The sequence below is a fragment of the Cytobacillus oceanisediminis genome (assembly GCF_004366035.1).
Lineage (GTDB): Bacteria > Bacillota > Bacilli > Bacillales > Cytobacillaceae > Cytobacillus > Cytobacillus oceanisediminis_C.
In genome coordinates this window covers 367,733-390,961 of record NZ_SOEE01000005.1, presented here as the reverse complement: position 1 = coordinate 390,961, position 23,229 = coordinate 367,733, and the positions used below count along the sequence as shown (strand labels likewise).

Sequence of the window (23,229 nt, the reverse complement as noted above, 5' to 3'; positions counted from 1 at the left end):
GAGATAGTTAGCAAAGTTCAGTTAAATAATAAGGGTGAAGTTGGCACTCCAAATAGCCAATTTATTATTGTTTCATAACCATTGCTTATTCCTCTTTTCCGGATTATAGTGAATACGAAGGATAAGTCATTACAAAACCTATATATATCTGAAAGGTTTATATAAAGGAGAAGAGTATATGTTAGCAGCAACGAACAGCTTCAGAATTGAAAAAGACTTTCTAGGTTCTAAGGAAGTTCCGGTTGATGCCTATTACGGTGTTCAGACGCTTCGTGCGGTTGAGAACTTTCCGATTACAGGCTATCGGATCCATCCGGAGTTAATCAAGGCAATGGCAATGGTGAAAAAGGCTGCGGCCTTGGCGAATATGGAGGTTAAGCGCCTTTATTCAGGCATTGGAGACCCGATCGTACAGGCAGCCGATGAAATGATTGAAGGACTATGGCATGATCAGGTCATTGTTGACCCGATCCAGGGCGGTGCCGGGACGTCCATTAATATGAATATTAATGAAATCCTTGCAAATCGTGCGATTGAAATCATGGGCTATGAAAAGGGAGATTATTCTCATTGCAGCCCAAATACCCATGTCAATATGTCACAATCGACAAATGATGCCTTCCCGACAGCGATGCATATCTCTGTATTAAATCTGCTGGATCAATTAATCCCGACAATGGAACATATGCATTCCGTTTTTCTTGAAAAATCAAAGGAATTCAACCATGTAATTAAAATGGGACGGACTCATCTGCAGGATGCCGTTCCAATCAGGCTAGGCCAGGAATTCGAAGCATACAGCCGTGTCATTGCGCGTGATATTAAGCGCATTCAGCAATCCAAACAGCACTTATATGAGTTGAACATGGGAGCAACGGCAGTCGGAACGGGATTGAATGCCATCCCAAAATACATTGATTTAGTGGTGAAGCACATTGCTGACATCAGCGGCCTGCCATTTACAGGGGCTGAACATCTTGTAGATGCCACGCAGAATACGGATTCTTACACGGAAGTTTCCGGAGCATTGAAAATTTGCATGATCAATATGTCCAAAATCGCGAATGACTTGCGTCTAATGGCGTCTGGCCCAAGAGCCGGCCTTGGGGAAATATCGCTTCCAGCAAGACAGCCGGGATCTTCCATTATGCCGGGGAAAGTTAACCCTGTTCTTCCGGAGCTGATTAACCAGGTGGCATTCCAGGTCATCGGAAACGACCATACCATCTCTCTTGCTTCAGAAGCAGGACAGCTTGAACTGAATGTCATGGAGCCAGTCCTGATCTTTAATCTTCTGCAATCGATCAGCATTATGAATAATGCTTTCAATACGTTTACTGAGCATTGTGTAAAAGGAATCGAAGCCAATGAAGAGAGATTAAGGGAATACGTTGAGAAAAGTGTGGGCATCATCACAGCAGTAAACCCTCACCTCGGCTATGAAGTCGTATCAAGAATTGCGAGGGAAGCCATTTTAACAGGCTCTCCAATCAGGGAGCTATGCCTGAAATATGATGTGCTGACAGAAGAAGAACTGGATTTAATTCTCGATCCATATGAGATGACAGATCCTGGCATCGCAGGTGCTGCTCTGCTGGAAAGAGACTAAACTAAAAACGCTTGCCCCCTATGCAGCAGCTGGCGGGGGCAAGCGTTTTTTCTTCTCTATTGATTTAGCGCAGGCGCCGCTTTATTCATTCCAATTTGTGTGGAAGGTTCCTTCTAAATCTGTCCGTTCATACGTATGGGCACCGAAGTAATCACGCTGTGCCTGCAGCATGCTCGCATTGGATGTTCCTGTACGATAGCTATCGTAATAGGAAAGAGATGAGCTCAAACATGGTAAAGCGATGCCGGATTGAATGCCTTCGCAGACAATTTTACGCAGCCCGTTTTGATAATCCCTGATTCTTTCTGCAAAGTAAGAAGAAACTAACAAATTGGCCAGATTCGGCTGCTCTTGGTAGGCCTCGCTTATGACATTTAAGAATTCCGCACGAATGATGCAGCCGTCGCGGAAAATCAGGGCGATATCCTTCAGAGGCAAATTCCAGCCATACAGTTCGGATGACATTTTATATTGCGTAAATCCTTGCGCATAGGCGCATACTTTTCCCATATATAAAGCTTGTCTGATGTATTCAATCCATTCCTCTTTTTCGAGGGCTGTCTGATTCTTCTCTGGACCTGTTAAGAGTGTTTCTGCTGTCACACGTTCTTCTTTTAAAGCAGAAATATAACGGGCGAATAAGGATTCTGTGATGATCGAGGTTGGAATTCCATTATCGATGGCTTGCAGGCTGGTCCATTTTCCGGTTCCTTTTTGCCCTGCTTTATCCAGAATGACATCGATTTGCGGCAGCCCTGTACGCTCATCCTTTTTCCTTAAAATGTCTGCCGTGATTTCGATTAAATAGCTCTTCAGCTCGCCTTGATTCCAGGCTTCAAAAATATCAGCTATTTCCTCAACTGATAATCCTAATTTATCTCTTAAAAAGGTGTAGGCTTCGGCAATCAGCTGCATATCTGCATACTCAATTCCGTTATGTACCATCTTAACGAAATGGCCTGCCCCTTTTGGTCCAATATAGACACAGCAAGGAACACCGTCAACCTGTGCAGCTATCTTTGTAAGAATAGGAGCGGCTTTATCATAGACTTCTTTGTCTCCGCCAGGCATGATGGAAGGTCCTGTTAAGGCACCGACTTCACCGCCTGAGATTCCAATTCCTAAATAACCAATTCCTTTTGATTTCAGTTCATCATATCTTCTTCCTGTATCTTCATAATGGGAGTTTCCGCCGTCCATGATGACATCACCTTCTTCAAGGAAGGGGATCAAGCTGGAGATAACAGAATCAATCGCTTTCCCTGCGGTAACCATTAAAAAGATTTTTCTTGGTGTTTCCAAGGAATTTACAAAATCCTCGATTTCGTAATAAGGGTTAATGGGTTGCCCATCAAGTTTTTGTACCAGTTTATCGGTTAAGTCCCTTGTGTAATTATATACTGCCACTTGCTCTCCGTTATTGGCCATGTTTAGAGCGATATTGCTGCCCATTACACCTAAACCAATAACACCAATTGTATTTAACATATTTCTTGCTCCCTTTTTCAGATTAATAGGCAATGGAACCCTCTATAGGAAGTAGGGTTCCATTGCCTTATATAGTTTATACAAATAAGCTTATCAATAAAATAAATCCTAATCCAGCAACAGATATAATGGTTTCAAGCAAGGTCCATGTTGCAAACGTTTCCTTCATGCTTAATCCAAAGTATTCTTTAAACATCCAGAAGCCGGCATCGTTAACATGTGAAGCAATTAAGCTCCCTGCACCTGTTGCAAGTACCACTAATGCAAGATTAACATCCGATTGGCCCAGCATCGGAATGACTAAACCGGCTGTTGTTAATGCTGCCACTGTGGCAGACCCTAATGAAATCCGCAGGATGGCAGCGATAATCCATGCAAGCAAAATCGGTGATAAGTTTGTTCCTTTGAATAGCTCTGCTACATAGTCACCAACACCGCCATCAATTAATACTTGTTTAAAGGCACCGCCTCCGCCAATAATCAAGAGCATCATCCCGATATGGGTGATAGCTGTTGTACAGGATTCCATCACATTTTTGATTGGAATCTTCCTCGCCAGTCCCATTGTATAGATGGCAACCAATAAGGAGATCAGCATCGAAGTGCCGGCGTCACCAATAAAACGGATTGCGGCTAGAATACTATTATCTTCAAATCCCAATGTTTTTTGAAGCAATGTAATAATCGTTGCGATCGACATTAAAATAACAGGAAGTAAAGCTGTAAATACACTGATTCCAAAACCAGGAGTTTCTTCAAGCTTAAATGTTTTCTGCTCACCTAAAGAGGCGATACTCCCGCTTTTTGTAAATGATTCAGGTACTAGCCTTTTTGCAATTTTTGTAAATACCGGTCCTGCTAAAATCACCGTAGGAAGAGCGATGATAAGACCATAAAGCAGCACTTCACCAATGTTTGCGCCAAATTCACCCGCTATTACAGTTGGCCCTGGGTGAGGAGGCAGGAATCCATGTGTGACAGATAGAGCTGCTGTCATTGGAATCCCAAGATACAAGATTGATATCTTCAATTCTCTTGAAATGGCAAATACGATCGGAATTAATAATACAAGTCCTACTTCAAAGAATAATGCTACACCAATAATAAATGATGCTGCCACTACGGCCCATTGAATATTCTTTTCACCGAATTTGTTCACAAGGGTCATAGCTATTCGCTGTGCGCCTCCAGAGTCGGCGATCAGCTTGCCTAACATGGCGCCAAGTCCAAATATGAGTGCCAAGTGACCCAGCGTTCCCCCTAATCCTGCTTCAATGGTCTTGACAATTTGATCCAGCGGCATTCCGAGTGCTAAAGCAACACCAAATGATACAATGATTAATGAAATAAAGGTATTTAATTTTAAACCCATTATTAGTATTAATAAGGCAATGATTCCAATTCCAACTATTACTAATGGCATTGTAAACTCCTCCTGTTAGTTACGCTGTACTAATCTTCGCTGATAATTTGCAATCGATGTGTAATCATCTTCTAACGTTCTTGATAAATGAATGAAAATCGGCAGCAATTGTCGATATTCTTTTACTGCCGTTTCTTGCGGGGTATGTTTAAAGGTATCGCCCACCATTTCAGAAACGGCTTCAAAGGAGCTGATTTTTCCTGTGGCATATAATCCTAAAATACAGGCACCGAGACATGAACTTTCATAGCTTTCAGGTATGACAACTTCCGATTCAAAAATATCGGACATCATCTGCCGCCAAATCTCAGATCTTGCGAATCCTCCCGTTGCTTGAATCCGGGTTACGGGCCCGTCCATGCATTCTACTAATGCCAAGTACACAGTGTATAGATTATAAATAACGCCTTCTAGCGCTGCCCGAATCATATGTTCTTTCTTATGTGACATGGTTAATCCGAAGAATGATCCGCGCACGTCCGGGTTCCATAAAGGAGCACGTTCACCTGCCAGGTACGGATGGAATAGCAAGCCGTCTGCACCTGGTCTTACGCGTTCTGCAATTTTTGTTAATACTTCGTACGGATCAATGCCTAGTCTTTTGGCTGTTTCGATTTCTGAAGAGGCAAATTCATCCCGGATCCAGCGAAGAACCATCCCTCCATTGTTTACCGGTCCGCCAATCACCCAATGATTTTCCGTTAAGGCATAACAGAAGATTCTCCCTTTCTCATCCGTCTGGGGCTTGTCAATAATGGTCCGTATGGCACCGCTTGTCCCAATGGTGATGGCAATCTCACCTTTTCTAATTGCATTAACACCCAGATTTGAAAGCACTCCATCACTTGCGCCGATGACAAAAGGTGTCTGGGGATCGATGCCCATTTGTTTGGCTAATTTAGGATTGCAGTTCTTGAACATCTTTGTAGTCGGCACAAGTTTGGATAATTGTGCCGGAGTGACCCCTGCAATCGCCAGCGCCTCCTCGTCCCAATCCAATGTTTTAAGATTCATCATTCCCATGCATGAAGCCAGTGAATAATCGACAACATATTCATCAAAGAGCTTCTTAAAGATATATTCTTTAATGCCAATATATTTTTTTGTTTTGCGGGCGATTTCAGGGCGTTCGTTCACAATCCAGGCGATTTTGCTTAATGGTGACATAGGATGAATCGGTGTTCCAGTCCGTTTATATACCTCATGTCCATTCAATTCATCTTTAATTTTGCGCGCCCATGCTTCGCTGCGATTATCTGCCCAGGTGATGACTGGCGTAAGCGGCAGGTGATCTTTATCCATTGCGATAACACTATGCATCGCACTGCTAAAAGAGACAAAGGACAGGCTTTTATCTGAATGGTTTTTCATAATATTCGCTATGGACTGCAGTACAGCTGAAAAAATCTCTTCAGGGTTTTGTTCAGCTGTCGAAATATCCGGTGTGTACAGCGGATATCCAATATTCTCATGCTGAATAACTTCACCTTGTTCACTGAATAACACGGCTTTTGTACTGGTGGTTCCAATATCAATCCCTAACATATAGCTAGTCATCTTGTTGTTTAACCCCTTTGGATAGCATTTGTTGTGATCTCCATAAGTCGTCTACTTTCCCTTGAACATCATCAAAATTTTCGTGTAAAGACTTAATCATGAGGTCTCTGTCTTTTGTTTTGATAGCATCAATATATAGTTCATGGTTTTTTAAAATCCGAGTAAGGTCTTCGTAATTTTCCTTGAATCGCACGCGCATGGACAAAAGAATAAAGCTTTCCATTACGGGTTTTAAATTATTCCAGATCAATAAGACATAGGAATGGCCAATAGATCGAATGATGATGTCGTGGAACAGGATGTCCTGATATGAAAATTCATCAGCATCCTGATACTTTACAGCGACCTTCATCATTTCCAATACTTTGCTAAGTTCCATTGCTAATTCATTTGTATCCATACTTATGAGACGTTCAAATACGAACGTTTCGATCATTAGACGAACATCATAAATCTCTTCTATTTCTTTTTCTGTTAATCCGGCAACGACAGCACCCGTTCTTTCTAATCGGATGATATTTTCAGATGCCAGTGTTCTTAATGCTTCACGAACGGGTGAACGGCTTACTGCAAAATCTCCGGCCAGTTTATTTTCTGAAAGTATGGTACCGCTTTCAAACAAGCCGGCAATAATGCGCATTCTAAGCTCATAGGCTACGCGATCACCAGTGGAAGCTTTAGAAAGCCACTTTTGGGGATATAGGAAGTCATTGGATTCGTTCATAAAAATCACCTTTTTAAAATGACATTAAGTATACGTGTATACTTGTATACAAGTATTATAAATGAAATTGGTGAAAATGCAAACGCTTTATTTGTTGGTGTCGAATTTTGTCCTCGCAAGTGCGCGCTGATGCTGGCAGCTCAAAACGGGAAGCTAGTCTGAAGCAGGTGCTTATTCGGACAATAGGGGTAGAAACCGGAGAGGAAGAGTCCGAAGTAGGCGCATATTCGGACAGTGGGAGCAGAAACCGGAGAGTGGTAGTCCGAAGTTGATGCTCAATCTTTTTATGCCCTCCGCACTTTTCGCATACGAGGTCCTTGTTTTTTATAGTTTGCAGTAAAGATGGACATGTTTTGCAATGCACCCTTTTTTTAGCTGTTCATAGTATTCAAATCTTTCATAAAGCGGTTAACTTGGGTTGGAAGAACAATAGGCTGTTCCATCGGAGCTTGATATAAGGTGAATTCAGGGTTAATGAAAACAACGGAGGCTTCAACGGGATAATTTTGCTTGAGGGTTTGGAGCAGGGCTGCACTTCTTTTTAATTGGTAAATGGGATTTTTATATTCTCTGCCGGAGGTCACGGTATAAAGCTTGTCAGAATCCAAGTGCCAGTCTCCCTGGAAATTCTTTATTTCTAATAGATGGATCATAGTTTCTGAAATAATCAGGGTATCAGTTTGAAAGTAGGAGTTGTTTACCTCCAATAGCAAATCATTAATGAAATCTCTCTTGCTGCATGCTTTCTGCGAGATGGTCAAATTTCACCTCTCCTTCATAGCCTTTTTCAAGGTTTGAATACTGCAGCTTTTCCTTTTTGGTTAACACATTCGGGTGTTCAAATATCTCATAGATATTAATTCATCCGGTTCCGATCTTCTTTTAACTAACATCTTCCACTTCCTTTCTTGTCCTTAAGGCTTATTTTATAAGCAATTTCAAAAATAACAAATAAAATAAAAGAGTCCTTTTTTAAATCCTCTTCTTAAAATCGAAGATCAGCTTATTTACTATTTACCAATTTTAAAGAAGTATTAATACATTAAAGGTTACTGAATGGAATACAATTCCAATGTTACTGCACGTAAAGGGTGAAGAAATTGAATAATCCATTTAGCCAATAAACAGGAGGGATTAATTTGAAAAATGCAGACCAGACATCCTCAAGTCTGATAAAAATGCGCCGAATCTTTGGTTATGGCGCCGCCATAGCCGTGACTCCTTATCTGCTGATTAAAATCGCCTGGACGTTTGGCCTCTTTCTTCCGACAGAGCAAATGGGCGATGCCAGCTGGCGGGGGATTAACGCAGCTACCGGGGTTGTCGCTGCGGTTGGCATCCTGCTGGCGATGGCGTTCTGCAGGCCGTGGGGTGAACGGCTGCCTGCTTGGCTGGTGGCTCTGCCCGTTTGGCTGGGTACCGGTCTTCTCGTTCCCATGCTGCTGCTGGCTCCTGTCCTTGGCCCGGCTGCAATGGCTCTGGATCAGGAAGCAGGTGCTGCTGACTTCTGGGTTTACGAGCAGGTCTTTGTTATGGTTTCTCTCGTTGGGGCCGGTATTTGCCTGCCATTGGCTTTAGCAGGATATGCCAAGGCGCGGTGGCCGGAGGCGCTAGGTGGTCCAATCGACTGCGTGGAGGTGCCGGGACACACCAGGCAGCTGCAAATCACGTTAGGCAGACTCGCTGCAGCGGGGTGCATTCTCCTCGGTGCCATAAAGGTGTTCTGGGCGGCAGGAGGAACCCTTGGCATAGATCCAAGCATGCTGGATTCCCGTGATTTGTGGTGGCGTCTCTTGACGCTAAGTACAGGCGGCTGGGCATTAGTGGGGGCGTGGGGACTATTAGTGCTGATCACCCGCCGCGGATCGAGGAAGTTTCTGCCGCCCATGGCAGCGGCATGGATTTCGTCGGGCATGCTGTTTTCTTATAACCTCTTTTCCATCATTCGCCCAGATTTTCAGTCCAGCCCGGAGTACCCGCTGGCACGGATGCTGAGCACGGAGGCCGGTATTGTATTGGGCGTTATGATGGGGATGATACTTCTCCTGGTTCTTCACGACCGGCGGCGAGCGCTAATCAGGCGGGGGTAATGGGTGATCTATTCGTCCGGCCATACACAAGCTATTTCCTTTTCCCTTCATTTGTGTAAAATGATAATAGACTATTTTTGCGCGGGAGGATTTAGATGATTACCATAAAGGAAATAGCAGAAAGGGCGAATGTTTCTAGGACGACTGTTTCAAGGGTTTTAAATAATTCCGGTTATGTGAGTGAGGATGCAAGGAAAAGGGTCCTGCACGTAATTGAGGAGACCGGTTATGTTCCAAGTGCCCATGCGAAGTCACTCCGCACGAAAAAAACAAAGGTTATTGGGGTTATTCTGCCGAAGATCAGCACCGAAACGTCCAGCCGTCTGGTTAATGGCATTGACGACGTATTGGCCAGGGAAGGCTATCAGATTCTTCTTGCTAATACAAATCTTCATGCTGAAAAAGAGATAGAATATATACGGCTTCTCAAAAGCAGGAATGTGGACGGCATGATTCTGTCAGCTACAAACGTGCAGCCGGAATTGATTCAGGAGATCTGTCAGCTGAAAATCCCTTTTATTATGGTGGGTCAGCAGGCAGAAGAATTGACGAGTGTGATTTTTGATGAATATCAGGCTGCGAGGGACATGGCTGGCCTGCTAATCAAGAAGGGATATGAGAAAATTGCCTTTATAGGCGTGGATGAAGCTGACCGTGCGGTGGGTTATCTCCGGAAAAAGGGATACCTGGACGCAATGAAGGAGCATCAGCTACCAGTCGAAGAAAGCTGGCTCCAAAAAGGAATTTTCGATATAGATTCAGGGTCTGAGTGTATGAAGAGGATCATGGAATCTGCTGATAGTAAACCCCAAGCGGTTCTTGCGGTGACGGACCGTCTGGCGATTGGCGCTTTACAATACCTCAGACAAAATGGATATTCCGTTCCCGATGATGTTGCGATAGCCGGAATGGGCGGATCGGAGCTTTCCAAATATATCACCCCGGGATTGACAACCATCGATTTTTCCTTTGAAGATGCAGGCCGGGAGGCAGCCTTATTAATTCTTCAGAAAATTAAGGGTGAACACGGGACGGGAATAAACAGAAAAGTTAGATATAGACTTGTTGAAAGAGAAAGTATATAATGGGTGTGTAATCGATTTCATAAGTAAGTTTAATCGATTACACTTTTATTTTTGCTGGTATGGAATCGATTTCACAACGGAATATTCCATTATTTTTTATCCAATGTGGAATCGATTCCACAAACATATGAAAATAGGGGTGAAGAGGATGACGGAGTATCGTAAAATTGCGGAAGAATTAATTGACGCTGTCGGGGGCAGAGAGAATGTTCACTCAGTAGCCCACTGTGCGACCAGGCTGCGGATCATGGTGAATGATAAGGAAAAAATTGATCAGGAAAAGATTGAAAGCATCAATAAGGTAAAAGGGGCTTTCTTCAACTCTGGCCAATATCAGATTATTTTTGGCACGGGAACAGTTAATAAAGTCTATGAGGAAGTATCCGGCCTGGACATTGAATCCATGTCAGCATCAGAGCAGAAAAAAGAAGCTGTTAAAAGCGGTTCTGCTTTCCAGAGGGCGATCCGGAAATTCGGGGATGTATTTGTGCCGATCATTCCAGTCCTTGTCGCGACAGGACTCTTTATGGGATTGCGCGGCATGGTAATGCAGGAGGAAATTCTCGCTTTATTCGGCATGACGGCATCGGATGTGTCAGAAAATTTCATTTTATTTACGCAGGTACTGACGGATACAGCATTTATCTTCCTGCCGGCACTTGTTGCCTGGTCAACCTTTAGAGTGTTTGGCGGGACTCCAATCATCGGTTTAATTCTAGGGTTGATGCTTGTGAGTCCCTCCCTGCCAAATGCGTGGGATGTGGCAGGCGGAAATGTTGAACCGATTTACTTTTTTGGATTCATTCCTGTTGTAGGCTATCAGGCTTCTGTCCTTCCAGCCTTTATTGCCGGGATTATTGGGGCAAAATTGGAGAGGGTCATTCGAAAACGGGTGCCGGATGCATTGGATTTAATTATTACCCCGTTCTTAACCCTTCTGATCATGATTGGATTATCGCTTCTTGTCATTGGACCGCTATTTCATATGGTCGAGCAAGGCATCCTGGATGTTACCACAACTGTGCTCTCATGGCCGTTCGGCATCAGCGGCATTCTTATCGGGGGTCTTAATCAGCTTATTGTTATCACTGGTGTTCATCATATTTTCAATATGCTGGAGATTCAGCTGTTGGCTCAGTATAAAAGCAATCCTTACAACGCAATTGTTACATGTGCCGTTGCAGCACAGGGCGGTGCAACCTTAGCAGTTGCTTTAAAAACAAAATCAGCCAAATTAAAGGCTTTGGCTTTCCCATCTGCTTTATCTGCGTTTTTGGGAATAACCGAGCCGGCTTTGTTCGGTGTCAATCTGCGCTACGGCAAGCCGTTTGTCATGGGACTGATTGGCGGAGCTGCCGGCGGGTTCGCTGCCTCCCTGCTTCAGCTGAAAGCGACAGGAATGGCCGTTACTGTTATTCCAGGCACCCTTCTTTATTTAAATGGCCAGGTTCTGCAGTATATTTTAGTCAATGTAATTGCCATCGCAGTGGCCTTTGCCCTGACCTGGATGTTTGGCTTCTCCGATAAGGCAAAGAAAGAAGTGGAACAGGTACAGTAACAGAAACTTCAACAGCAAGGATGTTCTAATATGACTGAAATCGATTTTTTCAAGAAGGCCAGCGAGGAAGCAGAAAGAAACAGGCATTTGGTTAGGCAGGATCCTAACCGCCTGAAGTATCATCTCATGCCGCCTGTCGGCTTGCTGAATGATCCTAATGGCTTAATCCAATTTAAGGGTATTTACCATGTCTTTTATCAATGGAATCCGTTTGATACTGCTCATGGTGCCAAGTATTGGGGCCATTATTCATCCAGGGATCTCGTCCATTGGAAGGAGGAGCCAATCGCGCTTGCTCCTGATCAGTGGTATGACCGGAATGGATGTTATTCCGGCAGTGCGATAGAGTTTGAAGGAAAGCTTTATCTCTTTTATACAGGAAACGTGAAAAATGAAGATGGGAGGCGTGAGACTTATCAATGCCTTGCCATATCAGAGGATGGAATCCATTTTGACAAAAAGGGCCCTGTCCTGGAGCTGCCGAAAGGGTATACCGCTCATTTCAGGGATCCGAAGGTCTGGGGAAAGAACGGGAGCTTCTATATGATTGTTGGCGCTCAGACACTCAATCAGGAGGGGGCTGCTGTCCTGTTTGCTTCGAAGGATTTATACCATTGGGAGGAAAAAGGGAAGATTGCCGGTGCATGGATGAATGGTCTGGAAGACTTCGGCTATATGTGGGAATGTCCGGATCTATTTGAGCTGGATGGCCAGGAGATATTACTTGTTTCACCGCAGGGGCTTGAGCCGAGCGGGTATGAATACCATAATCTTTTTCAATCAGGGTATTTTGCCGGAAAGCTTGATTATGAAAAAGCGAAGTTTAAACATGGTTCCTTTGCAGAGCTTGACCGCGGTTTTGATTTTTATGCACCGCAAACGTTTAAAGACGATTCAGGCAGGCGGATTCTTTATGGGTGGATGGGCATTACAGATGAAGCCGAATCCAGCCAGCCGACTGTCCCTTATCGCTGGATCCACGCATTGACCATGCCAAGAGTGCTTGATATGAAAAACGGAAGGCTTATACAGATTCCTGTGGAAGAATTCAAAAACCTCCGCAAAGGTAAAACGGAGATCAATGATGTGGAGATAAATGGAGCAAACCTGCAGCTGGACGGATTAAGTGGAAAAACGGCCGAACTGATGCTGGAATCCTTTAAGAATGGAAAGGGAATATTCAAAATGGATTTCCGGAATGAGGCTTCTCTTACTTATAATCCAGATCAAAAGGAAATCCAGCTTCAAAGAAGAAATGTAAAGACAGGAATGCAGGAGTCAAGAATCTGCAAAATTTCAAGTCTATCCAAACTGCATGTGTTTATGGATCAGTCTTCACTGGAAATTTTCATAAATGGCGGAGAGGAAGTGTTCACTGCACGATATTTCCCTGATCCTGAGGATGAGACGATCCTTTTTAGCGGGGATGCAGGCTTTTCGGTATCCATGTGGAATCTTGAGGATAAATAACTTTTTTAAGGAGGTGTACTATGAAAGGAGTTCTATGTTTAGGGGAAGCTCTGATAGATTTTATTCCCCTGGATTCTGATAATACTACCTATCAAAAGGCTCCGGGCGGGGCACCGGCTAATGTTTCGGTTGGAGTCTCCCAGCTTGGAGGGAAGGCCGCCTTTATTGGGAAAGTCGGCAACGATGTGCTCGGACATTTTCTGAAGGATACCTTGGAGGGATACGGGGTTCATACACAATATATAAAACTGACGGATGAAGCGCGGACAGGTATTACGTTTGTGACGTTAGAGCCCTCTGGTGAACGGGATTTTAGTTTTTACATTAGTCCAAGTGCAGATCGTTTCCTGAATAAAGATGAGATAGACTGGTCCATTTTTGAAGAATACAAGATATTTCACTTTGGCTCAATTTCACTGATTCATGAGCCTTCGAGAACTGCAGCCCTTCAAGCAGTGAAGAGGGCCCGGGAAAAGGATATGCTTATTTCCTATGATCCAAATCTCCGCTTGGGATTGTGGGATTCCGAGAAAAGGGCAAAGGCAGAGATTTTTGCGGCTCTCCCCTATGCCGATATTGTAAAAATTTCGGAGGAGGAGCTCACCTTTTTAACCGGATCCCGTGATATGGAAGAAGGAATAGCCCGGCTGCCTGAAAATAAGCTGACAATCGTTACATTGGGCGGTGATGGCTGCATCTTCCGCTATAAAGATGAGATCGGGAAAATTCCTGCATTGCCATACAAGGTGGTGGATACCACCGGTGCTGGAGATGCATTCGTTTCCGGACTCCTTTATTGCATAAATGAATCACCTAAAACCTTGGAGGAGCATACGCATGACGAGATGGCCTCGATGATTCGCTTCGCAAATGTGTCAGGAGGTCTGGCTGTCACCAGGAAAGGCGCTATGACCGGCCTTCCCTGCCTGGAGGAAGTGCAGGAAATCCTTAAAAAGAAATAAATTTACCAAACAGCAGACAAACCTTCCAATACTGGAAAAGTTTTGTCTGCTGTTTTGGTTCCCAAAACCCCCGCCCTCTTTCTAATTTGTCTAAAATAGTATATAATTATCAGATAATGCTAGCTATCTTACCCTATCAATCATTATAATAGAATAGAATGTGTATTTTGTGTGACGGAAAAGGTGCGTCCTTGGGTGATGCCTTTCTAGTGGTGAAGCCTGAGCAAAGCGCCTACAGTTTTTGGCAAATTTCTGGGATAAGGAAGGGTTTATAATGAGCAGCGTACAGAATAAAACAGACGTTATCTTAATTGGTGCCGGAATCATGAGCGCGACTTTGGGGTCTTTACTGAAAGAGTTAGCACCTGAATGGGAAATCAAAGTGTTTGAAAAGCTCGCTAGCGCAGGAGAAGAAAGCTCTAACGAATGGAATAATGCAGGGACGGGACATGCTGCATTGTGCGAGCTTAACTATACATCCGAAAAATCCGATGGATCAATAGATATCGCTAAAGCGATTAATGTCAATGAACAATTTCAGCTTTCCAGACAATTTTGGGCTTATCTTGTAGAAAACAACCTGATTCGCAATCCGCAGGAATTTATTATGCCAATCCCTCATATGAGCTTTGTTCAGGGGGAAAAAAATGTGTCGTTTCTGAAAAAACGTTTGGAAGCGCTGTCAGCTAATCCGCTGTTTCAGGGCATGGAATTTTCCGATGATCCTGAAAAGCTGAAGGAATGGATTCCGGTGATGATGGAAGGCCGTACATCGGATGAGCCGATTGCAGCCACAAAAATTGACTCTGGAACGGATGTCAACTTCGGTGCGTTAACGCGCATGCTGTTTGACCATTTAAAGAGCAAAAATGTCGATGTTCATTATCAGCACAGCGTGGAGGATTTGAAGCGTGCCGGCGATGGATCATGGAATGTAAAAGTGCGGAATATGGAAAGCGGCACAATCGAAAACCATCAGGCGAAATTTGTCTTTATCGGCGGCGGCGGCGGAAGCCTGCATCTGCTGCAGAAGACGGGCATCCCTGAATCCAGGCATATTGGCGGATTCCCGGTAAGCGGACTGTTCCTTGTCTGCAACAATCCGGAAATCGTTGAGAAGCATCATGCGAAGGTGTACGGAAAAGCCAAAGTAGGTGCTCCTCCAATGTCCGTGCCCCATCTGGATACAAGATTTATTGATAACAAGAAATCCTTGCTGTTTGGCCCGTTTGCCGGCTTTTCGCCGAAGTTCTTGAAAACAGGCTCCAATATGGACCTGATCAAATCCGTTAAGCCGAACAATGTCATCACCATGCTGGCTGCAGGTGCAAAGGAAATTGCACTGACAAAATATCTGATTCAGCAGGTTATGCTATCCCATGAACAGCGCGTTGAAGAACTGCGTGAGTTCATTCCAAACGCAAAGAGCGAAGACTGGAGTGTCGTAGTGGCCGGCCAGCGTGTGCAGGTCATCAAGGATACACCTGCCGGAAAAGGAACCCTGCAATTCGGCACAGAAGTAGTCAGTGCGTCTGACGGCACGGTTGCTGCCCTGCTCGGAGCTTCACCGGGTGCTTCAACAGCCGTTAATGTCATGCTCGAAGTATTGCAGAAGTGTTTCCCTGAGCAAATGGACGAATGGCATTTTAAAATTAAGAAAATGATTCCGTCCTACGGCATGTCACTATTTGAAAACCCTGAGCTGTTCCGTGAGATTCACGAATCTACAGCCCAGGTGCTTGGTCTCAGCGAAAAGGAAAAAAAGCAGGAGCTTGCTTATAACTGATTAAGATAGGAACCCTCGGGCCGAATTCGGTTTGGGGGTTCTTTTTTTGTAAAAACAATTAGGAAACCGCTTCCAGTCCTGGCATTAGATTAATTTTGCATCTGACAGAAATTGTATTGACTACACAGATGATAATGATTATCATTGTTAACAGGACTAATAGATTGATATTATTGGAGGCTTACATATGAACAGGTTTATGAAAGTAACAGGCATCTTGATGCTGTCAGGCAGCATTTTAGCTGGCTGCGGTGAGGATGTTTCACATGAAACACCAGAAAAAGAAACGAGTGCCGGGACGGAGGCAAGCAATACAGAAAAGGAAGTTAGTGCATACAAGCAGTTTGCCATAGAGCAGCTGGATGAATTCGTGAAGGCTACTGAAGGATTTACAGAAGCAGTGAAGGCCGGAGACGTGGAAAAGGCAAAGGAGCTATATGCACCAGCACGGATGTATTTCGAGCGTTCAGAGCCGATTGCAGAGAGCTTTGGCGACCTTGACCCGCGAATTGATGCCCGTTTGGCTGACATCCAGGCAGAAGGACAGGGAGAAGAAGAATGGTCCGGCTATCATAAAATTGAATATGGACTTTGGGAAGAAGGTACAACAGAGGGATATGAAGAGGCAGCTGACCAGCTGTTGAAGGATGTAAAAGAACTGCGTGCGAAGGTGGAAACAGTTGAAGTAACTCCTGATTTAATGATTACAGGGGCTGTTGATCTTTTAAACGAAGTATCCACATCCAAAATTACTGGTGAAGAAGAAATTTACTCTCATACCGACTTGTATGACTTTAAAGCCAATGTGGAAGGCGCAGAGAAGATCTTTGAAATCTTCAAAGAGAAGCTGACGGAAAAAGACGCCGGCCTTGTGAAGGAGCTGGATGAAAACTTTACAGTATTGGATGAGCTGCTCGCTAAATACGAGGATGGAAACGGCGGATATGTATCCTATGAAAAACTGACACAGGAAGATACCAAGGCATTGTCAGCAGCAGTTGATAATTTAGGAGAACCTTTAAGTCAAATGGCCATAGTTGTGGAGTGATCAATATGAGTACGAAAAAGGAAAAATCTTTTTTTGAAAAAGAGTTTTCCCGCCGTGAGATGCTGAAAACAGCCGGGATTGGGAGCGCGGGCATGATTCTGGGGGCTACAGGATTCTCGGGAATCTTGACCTCCTTTGGAGAAACTCCATTTGTTGATGATAACCAGGAATCCAGGAACAAAGTGAATTTCTACGGCAAGCATCAATCAGGCATCCTGACGAAAAATCCTGAACATGCTTACTTTGTGTCCCTGAATTGTACAGCCAAATCGAAAGCTGAATTAAAAGAAATGTTCCAGCTTTGGACCCGTTATAGTGTAAAGCTCATGAATGGGCAGATAGTTGAACCCGATTCAGCGAACAAGCTGCTGCCCGCTCCGGATACAGGAGAGGCTGTCGGGCTTGATGCCTCACATTTGACCTTAACCTTTGGCGTGGGTCCGAGTTTATTTGAGAAAAAGGAGCTTGGACTGGAACATATGAAGCCGGAGGAACTAAATGATTTGCCTCATTTCCCAAAGGATCAGCTCGATCCGCGGTATGTCGGCGGAGATATCTGCATTCAGGCATGTGCCGACGACCCGCAGGTTGCTTTCCATGCGGTGCGGAATTTAATCCGTGCGGCGAGAGGACTTGTAACGATGAGATGGTCACAGACCGGCTTCAATTCTTATGGAATGAAAGACAAAGAAAAAATGACGCCCCGAAACCTGTTTGCCTTTAAAGACGGCACAGGCAACCCAAATGTGGATGACCCGAAAGAAATGGATGATGTCGTATGGGTGCAGCCGGGTGAATCAAAAAGCTGGATGACCGGAGGATCTTATTTGGCATTCAGACGGATTCAAATGCATCTTGAAACCTGGGATCGGACCGCTTTGCGTGAACAGGAAGCGACCTTTGGCCGGCATCGCGACACAGGGGCGCCTATTGGGAAGAGCGATGAGTTTTCAGAAATGGAAATCGAGCGGAAAGAAAATGGAAAGTCAGTGGTTCCTGAAAATTCGCATGTATTCTTGGCAAGACAGGTGAAAGACCGCATGCTGAGGCGCTCTTTTTCCTACTCGGATGGAATTAACTCTGACACTGGCTCTTTTGATGCCGGATTGCTGTTTATCTCGTTCCAGAAGAACCCGCAGCAATTCATCAACATCCAGAATAGTTTTGGACGTATGGATAAGTTAAATGAATATATAACCCATCGCGGCAGCGCGCTATTTGCTTGCTTTCCTGGTGTGAAAAAAGGAAGCTATCTTGGCGCCGAGCTGTTTGATTAGGGAGATGCTGAAATGAAAAAACTGGTTTTACTGGTATTATGCTTATATATTTTTTTTCCGCCAATCGCTGACGCCGAAGAGGATTACAGCGACCTGTTTATTTTAGTCGGAGATGCCATTATGAAAGTAAAGGCTGATGACTGGGAAACAGCTGAAAAGCTTGCTGCAGAGCTGGATCAGTCCTGGCAGCAAGTGGAGAAAACGGACAGCAATGAAGCAAAAAAGGTCGGCCAGGCGATTTCAAAGTTAACGAGTGTTCTCGAAGATCATCAGAAGGAGGAGACGCTTCAGGCATTAACGAACGTATCCCATGCTCTGGTTGGTTTTGAAAAGGAACAAAACCCTGTAGACAAAGAGAAACAAAGGGAAGAAGTGAAAAATGCCTTTAACCCCATTCTGGAGGACTTATCTGCAGCCATAACAGAAGAAAATGCAGAAGAAGTCAGCAATCAATATAGGAATCTTTTAGCGATGTGGAATCGAAAGGAAAAAATGGTCCGTGACCAAAGCATTCCTCATTACGGAAAAATCGAAACACAAATGGGCTTTTTGCGGATCTCCTTAACACAGGATGAAAAGGATTTTGCCCAAATGAGGGGCATCAGTGATTCCTTATCCTCTGCTTTCCGCGAATTTGTATCTGGAAAAGAAATTAAAACAGAAGAAAACAATTTTACCCTGCAGACTTTAGCTGACATTTTAGAAGAAGTTTCACAGGCAGTTGAAAGCGGAAGAAAAGACGAAGCTGTTGAAGGATTGCAGCAGTTTCTGACAGTCTGGCCATCTGTAGAAGGAGATGTGCGGACAAGGAACGGGTCCCTATATACAAAGCTTGAAAGTGAAATTCCTGTCATAGCTGGAAAGTTGTCTTCTTCCTCTGCTGATTTGGATGCCATTCAAAAGAAAATTCTGCAGCATAAACAGGCAATCGAACTGCTGCAGGAGAAACAAAATTATACATTCTGGGATGCTGCCTTAATCATGCTTCGCGAAGGCATGGAGGCATTGCTGATCGTATCGGCGCTCATCGCCTTCTTAAACAAAGCGAACGCCCGGGACCAGCAAAAGTGGATCTGGGCTGGAGCGGCAGGAGGATTCATCATGAGCATCGCTGCGGCCGTTTTCATTAGCCAGGTGTTTTCGGCTGCCACAGCGGGAGCAAACCGGGAAGTAATCGAAGGCGTAACAGGCATCATTGCCGTGATTATGATGATGGGTGTCGGCGTTTGGCTGCACCAAAAATCTAATATGAAAGCATGGAACCAATATATTGAAAAGCAGCTTGGCTCTGCTCTATCAAAAGGGAGCATTATTTCCATGTCTCTCGTCAGCTTCCTGTCTATTTTTAGGGAAGGAGCGGAGACGATCATCTTTTATGGCGGAATGGCCCCTTCAATCAGCAAAGGAAACCTGCTAACGGGCATAGGCGTCGCTGTTGTGATATTAAGCTTATTTGCCTTCTTATTTATCCGCTACAGTAAAAAGATCGCGTTTGGTATTTACTTTAAGATTGCGACGGCTCTGATTTACTTCCTGGCCTTTAAGATCCTGGGGGTAAGCATACATGCCCTGCAAATCACCAATAAGCTGGGAACCACCCAGATCAGCAGCTTGCCGATCATTAACTGGATGGGCTTTTATCCAACCTGGGAATCTGCCATACCACAGCTTGTGCTCGTTTCCATTTTTGTCTTTACGAGTGTCATTCTAAAAAAGCAGAGCAATAAGCCCGATATGAGAGGCAGCCTGTCAAAAGCTTAACATTCGGTCTTACTTTAACCCTAACCTTGGTGGTTGGGGTTTTTTGCTGTAAAAGCACGTGTAAAACCTTAGCAACCTTTGCGTGCGGCCCCCTGCAACCATTCCTATCTTTACTTTTGGCCAAAAAATTCACCATAATGGGAGTATCGATTTGCAGAAAGGTGATTGTAAATATGATTTTTGCCGAGAAGCTTAAAAAGGAGAGGAAAGAGAGAGGATGGTCCCAGGAGGAACTGGCTGAAAAGCTGTTTGTGAGCCGCCAGTCTGTTTCTAAATGGGAAAATGGGCAGAACTATCCCAGCATTGAAATTATTATTAAACTGAGTGATCTGTTTGGGGTTACGATTGATGAATTATTAAGGAGTGATGAGGATTTGACGGAGAAAGTGATAAAGGACAGCAGGCAATTAGCTTATCCAAGATTGAAAGTATTTTTTGATTGTTTATTTCTGATAGGATCCGCTATGTTAATCATTAAACTAAGCATTTTAGGCCTTAATCATTTTACTGAATTAGAGTTCCCTCTTCGCGGATCATTTTTCTGGAATTTCGGTCCTTTATTCTTAATGCTGGGCGGTGCAATTTTCTCTGACACATTAAAAAAGAAATATAAAAATGAGTAACGCAACCCTGCATTCTTGTGCATGGATTGTCGGGCGCACACCATGCAGCTCCTGTTATTCTGTAGATACAAGGAGGTCATCAATATGGATTTGCTGCAAAATATAAATCGGGCGATGAGGTATGTTGAAGAACATTTAACGGATGAAATTGACTTCAAAGAACTGGCAAAGATTGCATTTTGCTCGGAATACCATTTTAAACGAATGTTTTCCTTTCTAGCCGGTGTATCACTTTCCGAGTATATCCGCAGGAGACGGCTGACATTGGCTGCCTTCGACTTGAAGGATAAGAATGCCAGGGTCATTGATGTAGCGTTCAAATATGGGTATAGCTCGCCTGATTCGTTTACGAGGGCATTCCAGCAGCTTCATGGCATCACTCCTTCAGAAGCCAGGAGCAATGGCCACGCTCTTAAGGCTTATCCGCCGATGACCTTTCATTTATCTATTAAGGGAGGAAATGAAATGAACTATCGTATAGAAGAAAAAGATGCCTTTCGAATTGTGGGCTTAAAGAAGCGGGTGCCGATCATTTTTAACGGAGTGAATCCGGAAATAGCAGCCATGTGGAAGAGTTTAGATGAAAAAATGATTCTTAGGCTCAAGAGTGTATCGGATACAGAGCCGTTTGGCCTGATCAGTGCTTCAGCCAATTTTTCTGAAGGCAGAATGGAAGAAAAGGGTGAGCTGGACCATTACATCGGAGCTGCCACTGCAAAGGAATGCCCGGAGGGGATGGCATCTCTTGAGGTTCCGGCCTGTTCATGGGCGGTATTTGAAGCAGTGGGCCAGTTTCCGGAGACGCTTCAGAATGTGTGGGGACGGATTTACTCAGAATGGTTCCCTTCATCATCTTATCAGCAAATAGAAGGACCAGAAATCCTCTGGAATGAAAGCAAAGATACGGCTTCGCCCACTTTCCGCAGTGAAATCTGGATTCCGGTTTTAAAAAAATAGGACTCCTTACTATGGAGTCCACCCTTTTTAAAATAAGTATTAAACTCCTGTCTAGCTCCAATAGGAAAGCATCGGCCGTCTAATCACTGCACGACTAAAAGCGCCAGCTTTTAGGAGGAACGCCTACCCGTCGGGGGTGGGCAGGACGCTAAACTTTTCACATTTCTATTCTTTCAGCTGATCCGGCAATCCCTGGATTGAGGACACGACCACATCAAGCTTGGCTTCGATTCGGTTCAGCAGAAAAAGCGTGACCACAATCGGGAAGCCGAGTTCGCTGATCAGGGTGACCATCTGTTCCATCATGCATGCTCCTTTCTTTTTTACAAGCTATAAAAATGGCCGGGTTCCAAAGAATCCGGCCTCATTCCCTTACACTAATTCATAATCTGTTACATTTCGTTCTACTAATCTAGCCCCTTTGGCAGTAACAAGGTCACCGCCATTGCCGTCAAATGCATTCACTGCAATGATCTGTTCCATCACTGCCTTCACAGCTGCCGGATCAATAGGCTCCTTTGGGCTGTCAACCGATAATTTGGTTTCCTTGCCCAGTTCCGTTTCAAATGTCATTTCAAGTGTCTTCGCCATTCCTTTCACCTCCTGCTTTAGATATTTTCGACAAGCATTAGCCTAAAATGTCGAAGCTGTCATTTCTGTTCAGCTCAGCCAGCGGGTAGCTTGATAATCCTGCGATTGCCTGTCCCACTGTGAAAAGCTGGTCCGCTGTAGCGGATTGCTTCACGCTGTTGTAGGTTTTTGATTTGTAGACAGGCTTGCCCTGTCCATTCAATCCTGTTTCAAAAACCAGGCGAAGCTTTGAATCAATGATGATTGCCTTTGCCATTCCTGCTCACCTCCCTTTCACCTATATAATCGAAATGAAGGGTGTAAAAAGACAGGGTGCGGGAAAAATTTTTAACAAATAAGAAAGGGATAAAATTTTGATGCCGATAACTGTCTAGCTTCAATGCATCGACAGTCTAATCACCGCATGACTAAAAGCGTCAGCTTTTAGGAGGAGCGCCTACCCCCTTGAGGAGTCCCCAGGATGGGGATCATGCAGACGCTGCCGCAGGACGTGGCGTTCCTAGTCTGCGTTCCTTTGCAGGCAAGGCGTTTCTGCTTTTCTAATTAATCTTGCTGAAGTGTGGTCCTAAGTTTTGTCAGGGCCCCTTTTTTCCAGGCTTTTACCGCTGAAACGGTTACTCCATGCTGTTCGGCGATCTGGTTGATTGTCAAATCATAGAGGAAAGCCGATAGAACCCAGATGGTCTGATTTTTGGTGAGGCTGCTGCAGTAAGAAAGCAGCTGCTCTTCTTCAAGTGGCTGATGTGTATAGGAAGATTCCGCTGATGACCAGAATTCTTCACTCCGGGTGACAGTGCTGTTTTTCTGCATCCTGGTTTTTCTCAATTCATCAATCAGCTTCTGTTTAACGATGGTATAGGCGAAGGTCAGAAACTTTCCCTTTGTATGATCAAATAGATTCCATGCCTCCCAAAGCCGGATCAGGCCAATCTGAAAATAGTCTTCCTGATTTTGATAGATGTTTAAAGATCGGATAATCTGGTGAATCATCGGTTCAAATTGTGCTGCCACTTGCTCAAAGCTCTCCATACTGGATTCCCTTCAGGAAAGCGCGCTCTCTAAGTATTCCCGGGTAGCTCAAACATAGCTTTTTTATCATTTTTTTGCGAATTGGTAAAAAGTCGTAAATTGGCAGTTAAGCCCCCTTAACTCGGGAGTTAGGGGGTCTAAGTCCGGACTTAGGGGGTCTAACTTAAGAGTTACGGACAGTAACGAAGTTT

Annotated in this window: 21 protein-coding genes; 12 read left to right on the top strand and 9 right to left on the bottom strand. The window is 44.3% G+C overall.

Annotation, left to right across the window (positions count from 1 at the left end):
• Positions 1–178 precede the first annotated feature (178 nt).
• Positions 179–1,609, top strand: a complete 1,431-nt coding sequence (aspA, locus tag DFO72_RS15120; RefSeq protein ID WP_113882471.1) for an aspartate ammonia-lyase — start codon at positions 179–181, stop codon at positions 1,607–1,609.
• An 81-nt stretch (positions 1,610–1,690) separates the two neighbouring features.
• Here aspA and gnd read toward each other — a convergent pair whose 3' ends face one another.
• The 5 genes from gnd to DFO72_RS29995 form a co-directional block, all read right to left on the bottom strand.
• Complete coding sequence (gene gnd, locus DFO72_RS15115; RefSeq protein WP_113882470.1) at positions 1,691–3,097, bottom strand: decarboxylating NADP(+)-dependent phosphogluconate dehydrogenase; 1,407 nt, start codon at positions 3,095–3,097, stop codon at positions 1,691–1,693.
• A 76-nt stretch (positions 3,098–3,173) separates the two neighbouring features.
• Positions 3,174–4,520, bottom strand: coding sequence for a GntP family permease (locus DFO72_RS15110; RefSeq protein WP_113882469.1), 1,347 nt, complete (start codon positions 4,518–4,520; stop codon positions 3,174–3,176).
• A gap of 15 nt (positions 4,521–4,535) precedes the next feature.
• Positions 4,536–6,077, bottom strand: a complete 1,542-nt coding sequence (gntK, locus tag DFO72_RS15105; RefSeq protein WP_113882468.1) for a gluconokinase — start codon at positions 6,075–6,077, stop codon at positions 4,536–4,538.
• The gene (locus DFO72_RS15100) at positions 6,070–6,801 is read right to left on the bottom strand and encodes a GntR family transcriptional regulator (RefSeq protein ID WP_113882467.1); all 732 of its coding nucleotides are present in this window, start codon (positions 6,799–6,801) and stop codon (positions 6,070–6,072) included. Before DFO72_RS15100 ends, gntK begins: the two co-directional genes overlap by 8 nt.
• Before the next feature lie 371 nt (positions 6,802–7,172).
• Entirely contained in the window at positions 7,173–7,562 is a 390-nt protein-coding gene (locus DFO72_RS29995) for a nuclease-related domain-containing protein (protein ID WP_243856174.1), read from the bottom strand.
• Between the two features lie 417 nt (positions 7,563–7,979).
• On the opposite strand from DFO72_RS29995, the gene DFO72_RS15090 reads away from it, so the two are divergent.
• From DFO72_RS15090 to DFO72_RS15040, 11 genes are all read left to right on the top strand, one after another.
• Positions 7,980–8,891 carry a hypothetical protein gene (locus DFO72_RS15090; RefSeq protein ID WP_113882522.1) on the top strand — a complete coding sequence of 304 codons (912 nt, stop codon included), beginning with the start codon at positions 7,980–7,982 and terminating at the stop codon, positions 8,889–8,891.
• A gap of 95 nt (positions 8,892–8,986) precedes the next feature.
• Positions 8,987–9,976 (top strand): LacI family DNA-binding transcriptional regulator, encoded by a 990-nt coding sequence (locus DFO72_RS15085; RefSeq protein WP_113882466.1) that lies wholly within the window; start codon positions 8,987–8,989, stop codon positions 9,974–9,976.
• A 148-nt stretch (positions 9,977–10,124) separates the two neighbouring features.
• On the top strand, positions 10,125–11,534 hold the full coding sequence (locus DFO72_RS15080) for a sucrose-specific PTS transporter subunit IIBC (RefSeq protein ID WP_113882465.1): 1,410 nt from the start codon (positions 10,125–10,127) through the stop codon (positions 11,532–11,534).
• Between the two features lie 30 nt (positions 11,535–11,564).
• A complete protein-coding gene (locus DFO72_RS15075) occupies positions 11,565–13,004 on the top strand; it encodes a glycoside hydrolase family 32 protein (protein WP_113882464.1) in 1,440 nt (479 codons plus the stop codon).
• A 20-nt stretch (positions 13,005–13,024) separates the two neighbouring features.
• Positions 13,025–13,966 (top strand): aminoimidazole riboside kinase, encoded by a 942-nt coding sequence (locus DFO72_RS15070; protein WP_113882463.1) that lies wholly within the window; start codon positions 13,025–13,027, stop codon positions 13,964–13,966.
• 274 nt (positions 13,967–14,240) lie between these two features.
• On the top strand, positions 14,241–15,752 hold the full coding sequence (locus DFO72_RS15065; protein WP_113882462.1) for a malate:quinone oxidoreductase: 1,512 nt from the start codon (positions 14,241–14,243) through the stop codon (positions 15,750–15,752).
• A 187-nt stretch (positions 15,753–15,939) separates the two neighbouring features.
• Positions 15,940–16,800 (top strand): iron uptake system protein EfeO, encoded by an 861-nt coding sequence (gene efeO, locus DFO72_RS15060; protein WP_395858173.1) that lies wholly within the window; start codon positions 15,940–15,942, stop codon positions 16,798–16,800.
• A gap of 5 nt (positions 16,801–16,805) precedes the next feature.
• Positions 16,806–18,077: an iron uptake transporter deferrochelatase/peroxidase subunit gene (gene efeB, locus DFO72_RS15055; RefSeq protein WP_113882461.1), complete on the top strand. Its 1,272-nt coding sequence runs from the start codon at positions 16,806–16,808 to the stop codon at positions 18,075–18,077.
• A gap of 12 nt (positions 18,078–18,089) precedes the next feature.
• Complete coding sequence (locus tag DFO72_RS15050; protein ID WP_113882460.1) at positions 18,090–19,838, top strand: FTR1 family iron permease; 1,749 nt, start codon at positions 18,090–18,092, stop codon at positions 19,836–19,838.
• Between the two features lie 173 nt (positions 19,839–20,011).
• Complete coding sequence (locus DFO72_RS15045; protein WP_113882459.1) at positions 20,012–20,461, top strand: helix-turn-helix domain-containing protein; 450 nt, start codon at positions 20,012–20,014, stop codon at positions 20,459–20,461.
• 84 nt (positions 20,462–20,545) lie between these two features.
• Positions 20,546–21,418: an AraC family transcriptional regulator gene (locus DFO72_RS15040; RefSeq protein ID WP_113882458.1), complete on the top strand. Its 873-nt coding sequence runs from the start codon at positions 20,546–20,548 to the stop codon at positions 21,416–21,418.
• 165 nt (positions 21,419–21,583) lie between these two features.
• On the opposite strand, the gene DFO72_RS15035 is transcribed toward DFO72_RS15040, so the two are convergent.
• From DFO72_RS15035 to DFO72_RS15020, 4 genes are all read right to left on the bottom strand, one after another.
• On the bottom strand, positions 21,584–21,721 hold the full coding sequence (locus tag DFO72_RS15035) for a YvrJ family protein (protein ID WP_113882457.1): 138 nt from the start codon (positions 21,719–21,721) through the stop codon (positions 21,584–21,586).
• Positions 21,722–21,790: 69 nt separating this feature from the next.
• Positions 21,791–22,009 (bottom strand): DUF2922 domain-containing protein, encoded by a 219-nt coding sequence (locus DFO72_RS15030; RefSeq protein WP_113882456.1) that lies wholly within the window; start codon positions 22,007–22,009, stop codon positions 21,791–21,793.
• Between the two features lie 37 nt (positions 22,010–22,046).
• Positions 22,047–22,265 carry a DUF1659 domain-containing protein gene (locus DFO72_RS15025; protein WP_113882455.1) on the bottom strand — a complete coding sequence of 73 codons (219 nt, stop codon included), beginning with the start codon at positions 22,263–22,265 and terminating at the stop codon, positions 22,047–22,049.
• A 287-nt stretch (positions 22,266–22,552) separates the two neighbouring features.
• Entirely contained in the window at positions 22,553–23,038 is a 486-nt protein-coding gene (locus DFO72_RS15020; RefSeq protein ID WP_113882454.1) for a sigma-70 family RNA polymerase sigma factor, read from the bottom strand.
• Between the last annotated feature and the right edge of the window lie 191 nt (positions 23,039–23,229).

Coding starts and splice junctions, on each gene's coding strand:
- aspA (WP_113882471.1), top strand. CDS start 179: ATGTTAGCAGCAACGAACAGCTTCAGAATTGAAAAAGACTTTCTAGGT.
- gnd (WP_113882470.1), bottom strand. CDS start 3,097: ATGTTAAATACAATTGGTGTTATTGGTTTAGGTGTAATGGGCAGCAAT.
- DFO72_RS15110 (WP_113882469.1), bottom strand. CDS start 4,520: ATGCCATTAGTAATAGTTGGAATTGGAATCATTGCCTTATTAATACTA.
- gntK (WP_113882468.1), bottom strand. CDS start 6,077: ATGACTAGCTATATGTTAGGGATTGATATTGGAACCACCAGTACAAAA.
- DFO72_RS15100 (WP_113882467.1), bottom strand. CDS start 6,801: ATGAACGAATCCAATGACTTCCTATATCCCCAAAAGTGGCTTTCTAAA.
- DFO72_RS15090 (WP_113882522.1), top strand. CDS start 7,980: ATGCGCCGAATCTTTGGTTATGGCGCCGCCATAGCCGTGACTCCTTAT.
- DFO72_RS15085 (WP_113882466.1), top strand. CDS start 8,987: ATGATTACCATAAAGGAAATAGCAGAAAGGGCGAATGTTTCTAGGACG.
- DFO72_RS15080 (WP_113882465.1), top strand. CDS start 10,125: ATGACGGAGTATCGTAAAATTGCGGAAGAATTAATTGACGCTGTCGGG.
- DFO72_RS15075 (WP_113882464.1), top strand. CDS start 11,565: ATGACTGAAATCGATTTTTTCAAGAAGGCCAGCGAGGAAGCAGAAAGA.
- DFO72_RS15070 (WP_113882463.1), top strand. CDS start 13,025: ATGAAAGGAGTTCTATGTTTAGGGGAAGCTCTGATAGATTTTATTCCC.
- DFO72_RS15065 (WP_113882462.1), top strand. CDS start 14,241: ATGAGCAGCGTACAGAATAAAACAGACGTTATCTTAATTGGTGCCGGA.
- efeO (WP_395858173.1), top strand. CDS start 15,940: ATGAACAGGTTTATGAAAGTAACAGGCATCTTGATGCTGTCAGGCAGC.
- efeB (WP_113882461.1), top strand. CDS start 16,806: ATGAGTACGAAAAAGGAAAAATCTTTTTTTGAAAAAGAGTTTTCCCGC.
- DFO72_RS15050 (WP_113882460.1), top strand. CDS start 18,090: ATGAAAAAACTGGTTTTACTGGTATTATGCTTATATATTTTTTTTCCG.
- DFO72_RS15045 (WP_113882459.1), top strand. CDS start 20,012: ATGATTTTTGCCGAGAAGCTTAAAAAGGAGAGGAAAGAGAGAGGATGG.
- DFO72_RS15040 (WP_113882458.1), top strand. CDS start 20,546: ATGGATTTGCTGCAAAATATAAATCGGGCGATGAGGTATGTTGAAGAA.
- DFO72_RS15035 (WP_113882457.1), bottom strand. CDS start 21,721: ATGGAACAGATGGTCACCCTGATCAGCGAACTCGGCTTCCCGATTGTG.
- DFO72_RS15030 (WP_113882456.1), bottom strand. CDS start 22,009: ATGGCGAAGACACTTGAAATGACATTTGAAACGGAACTGGGCAAGGAA.
- DFO72_RS15025 (WP_113882455.1), bottom strand. CDS start 22,265: ATGGCAAAGGCAATCATCATTGATTCAAAGCTTCGCCTGGTTTTTGAA.
- DFO72_RS15020 (WP_113882454.1), bottom strand. CDS start 23,038: ATGGAGAGCTTTGAGCAAGTGGCAGCACAATTTGAACCGATGATTCAC.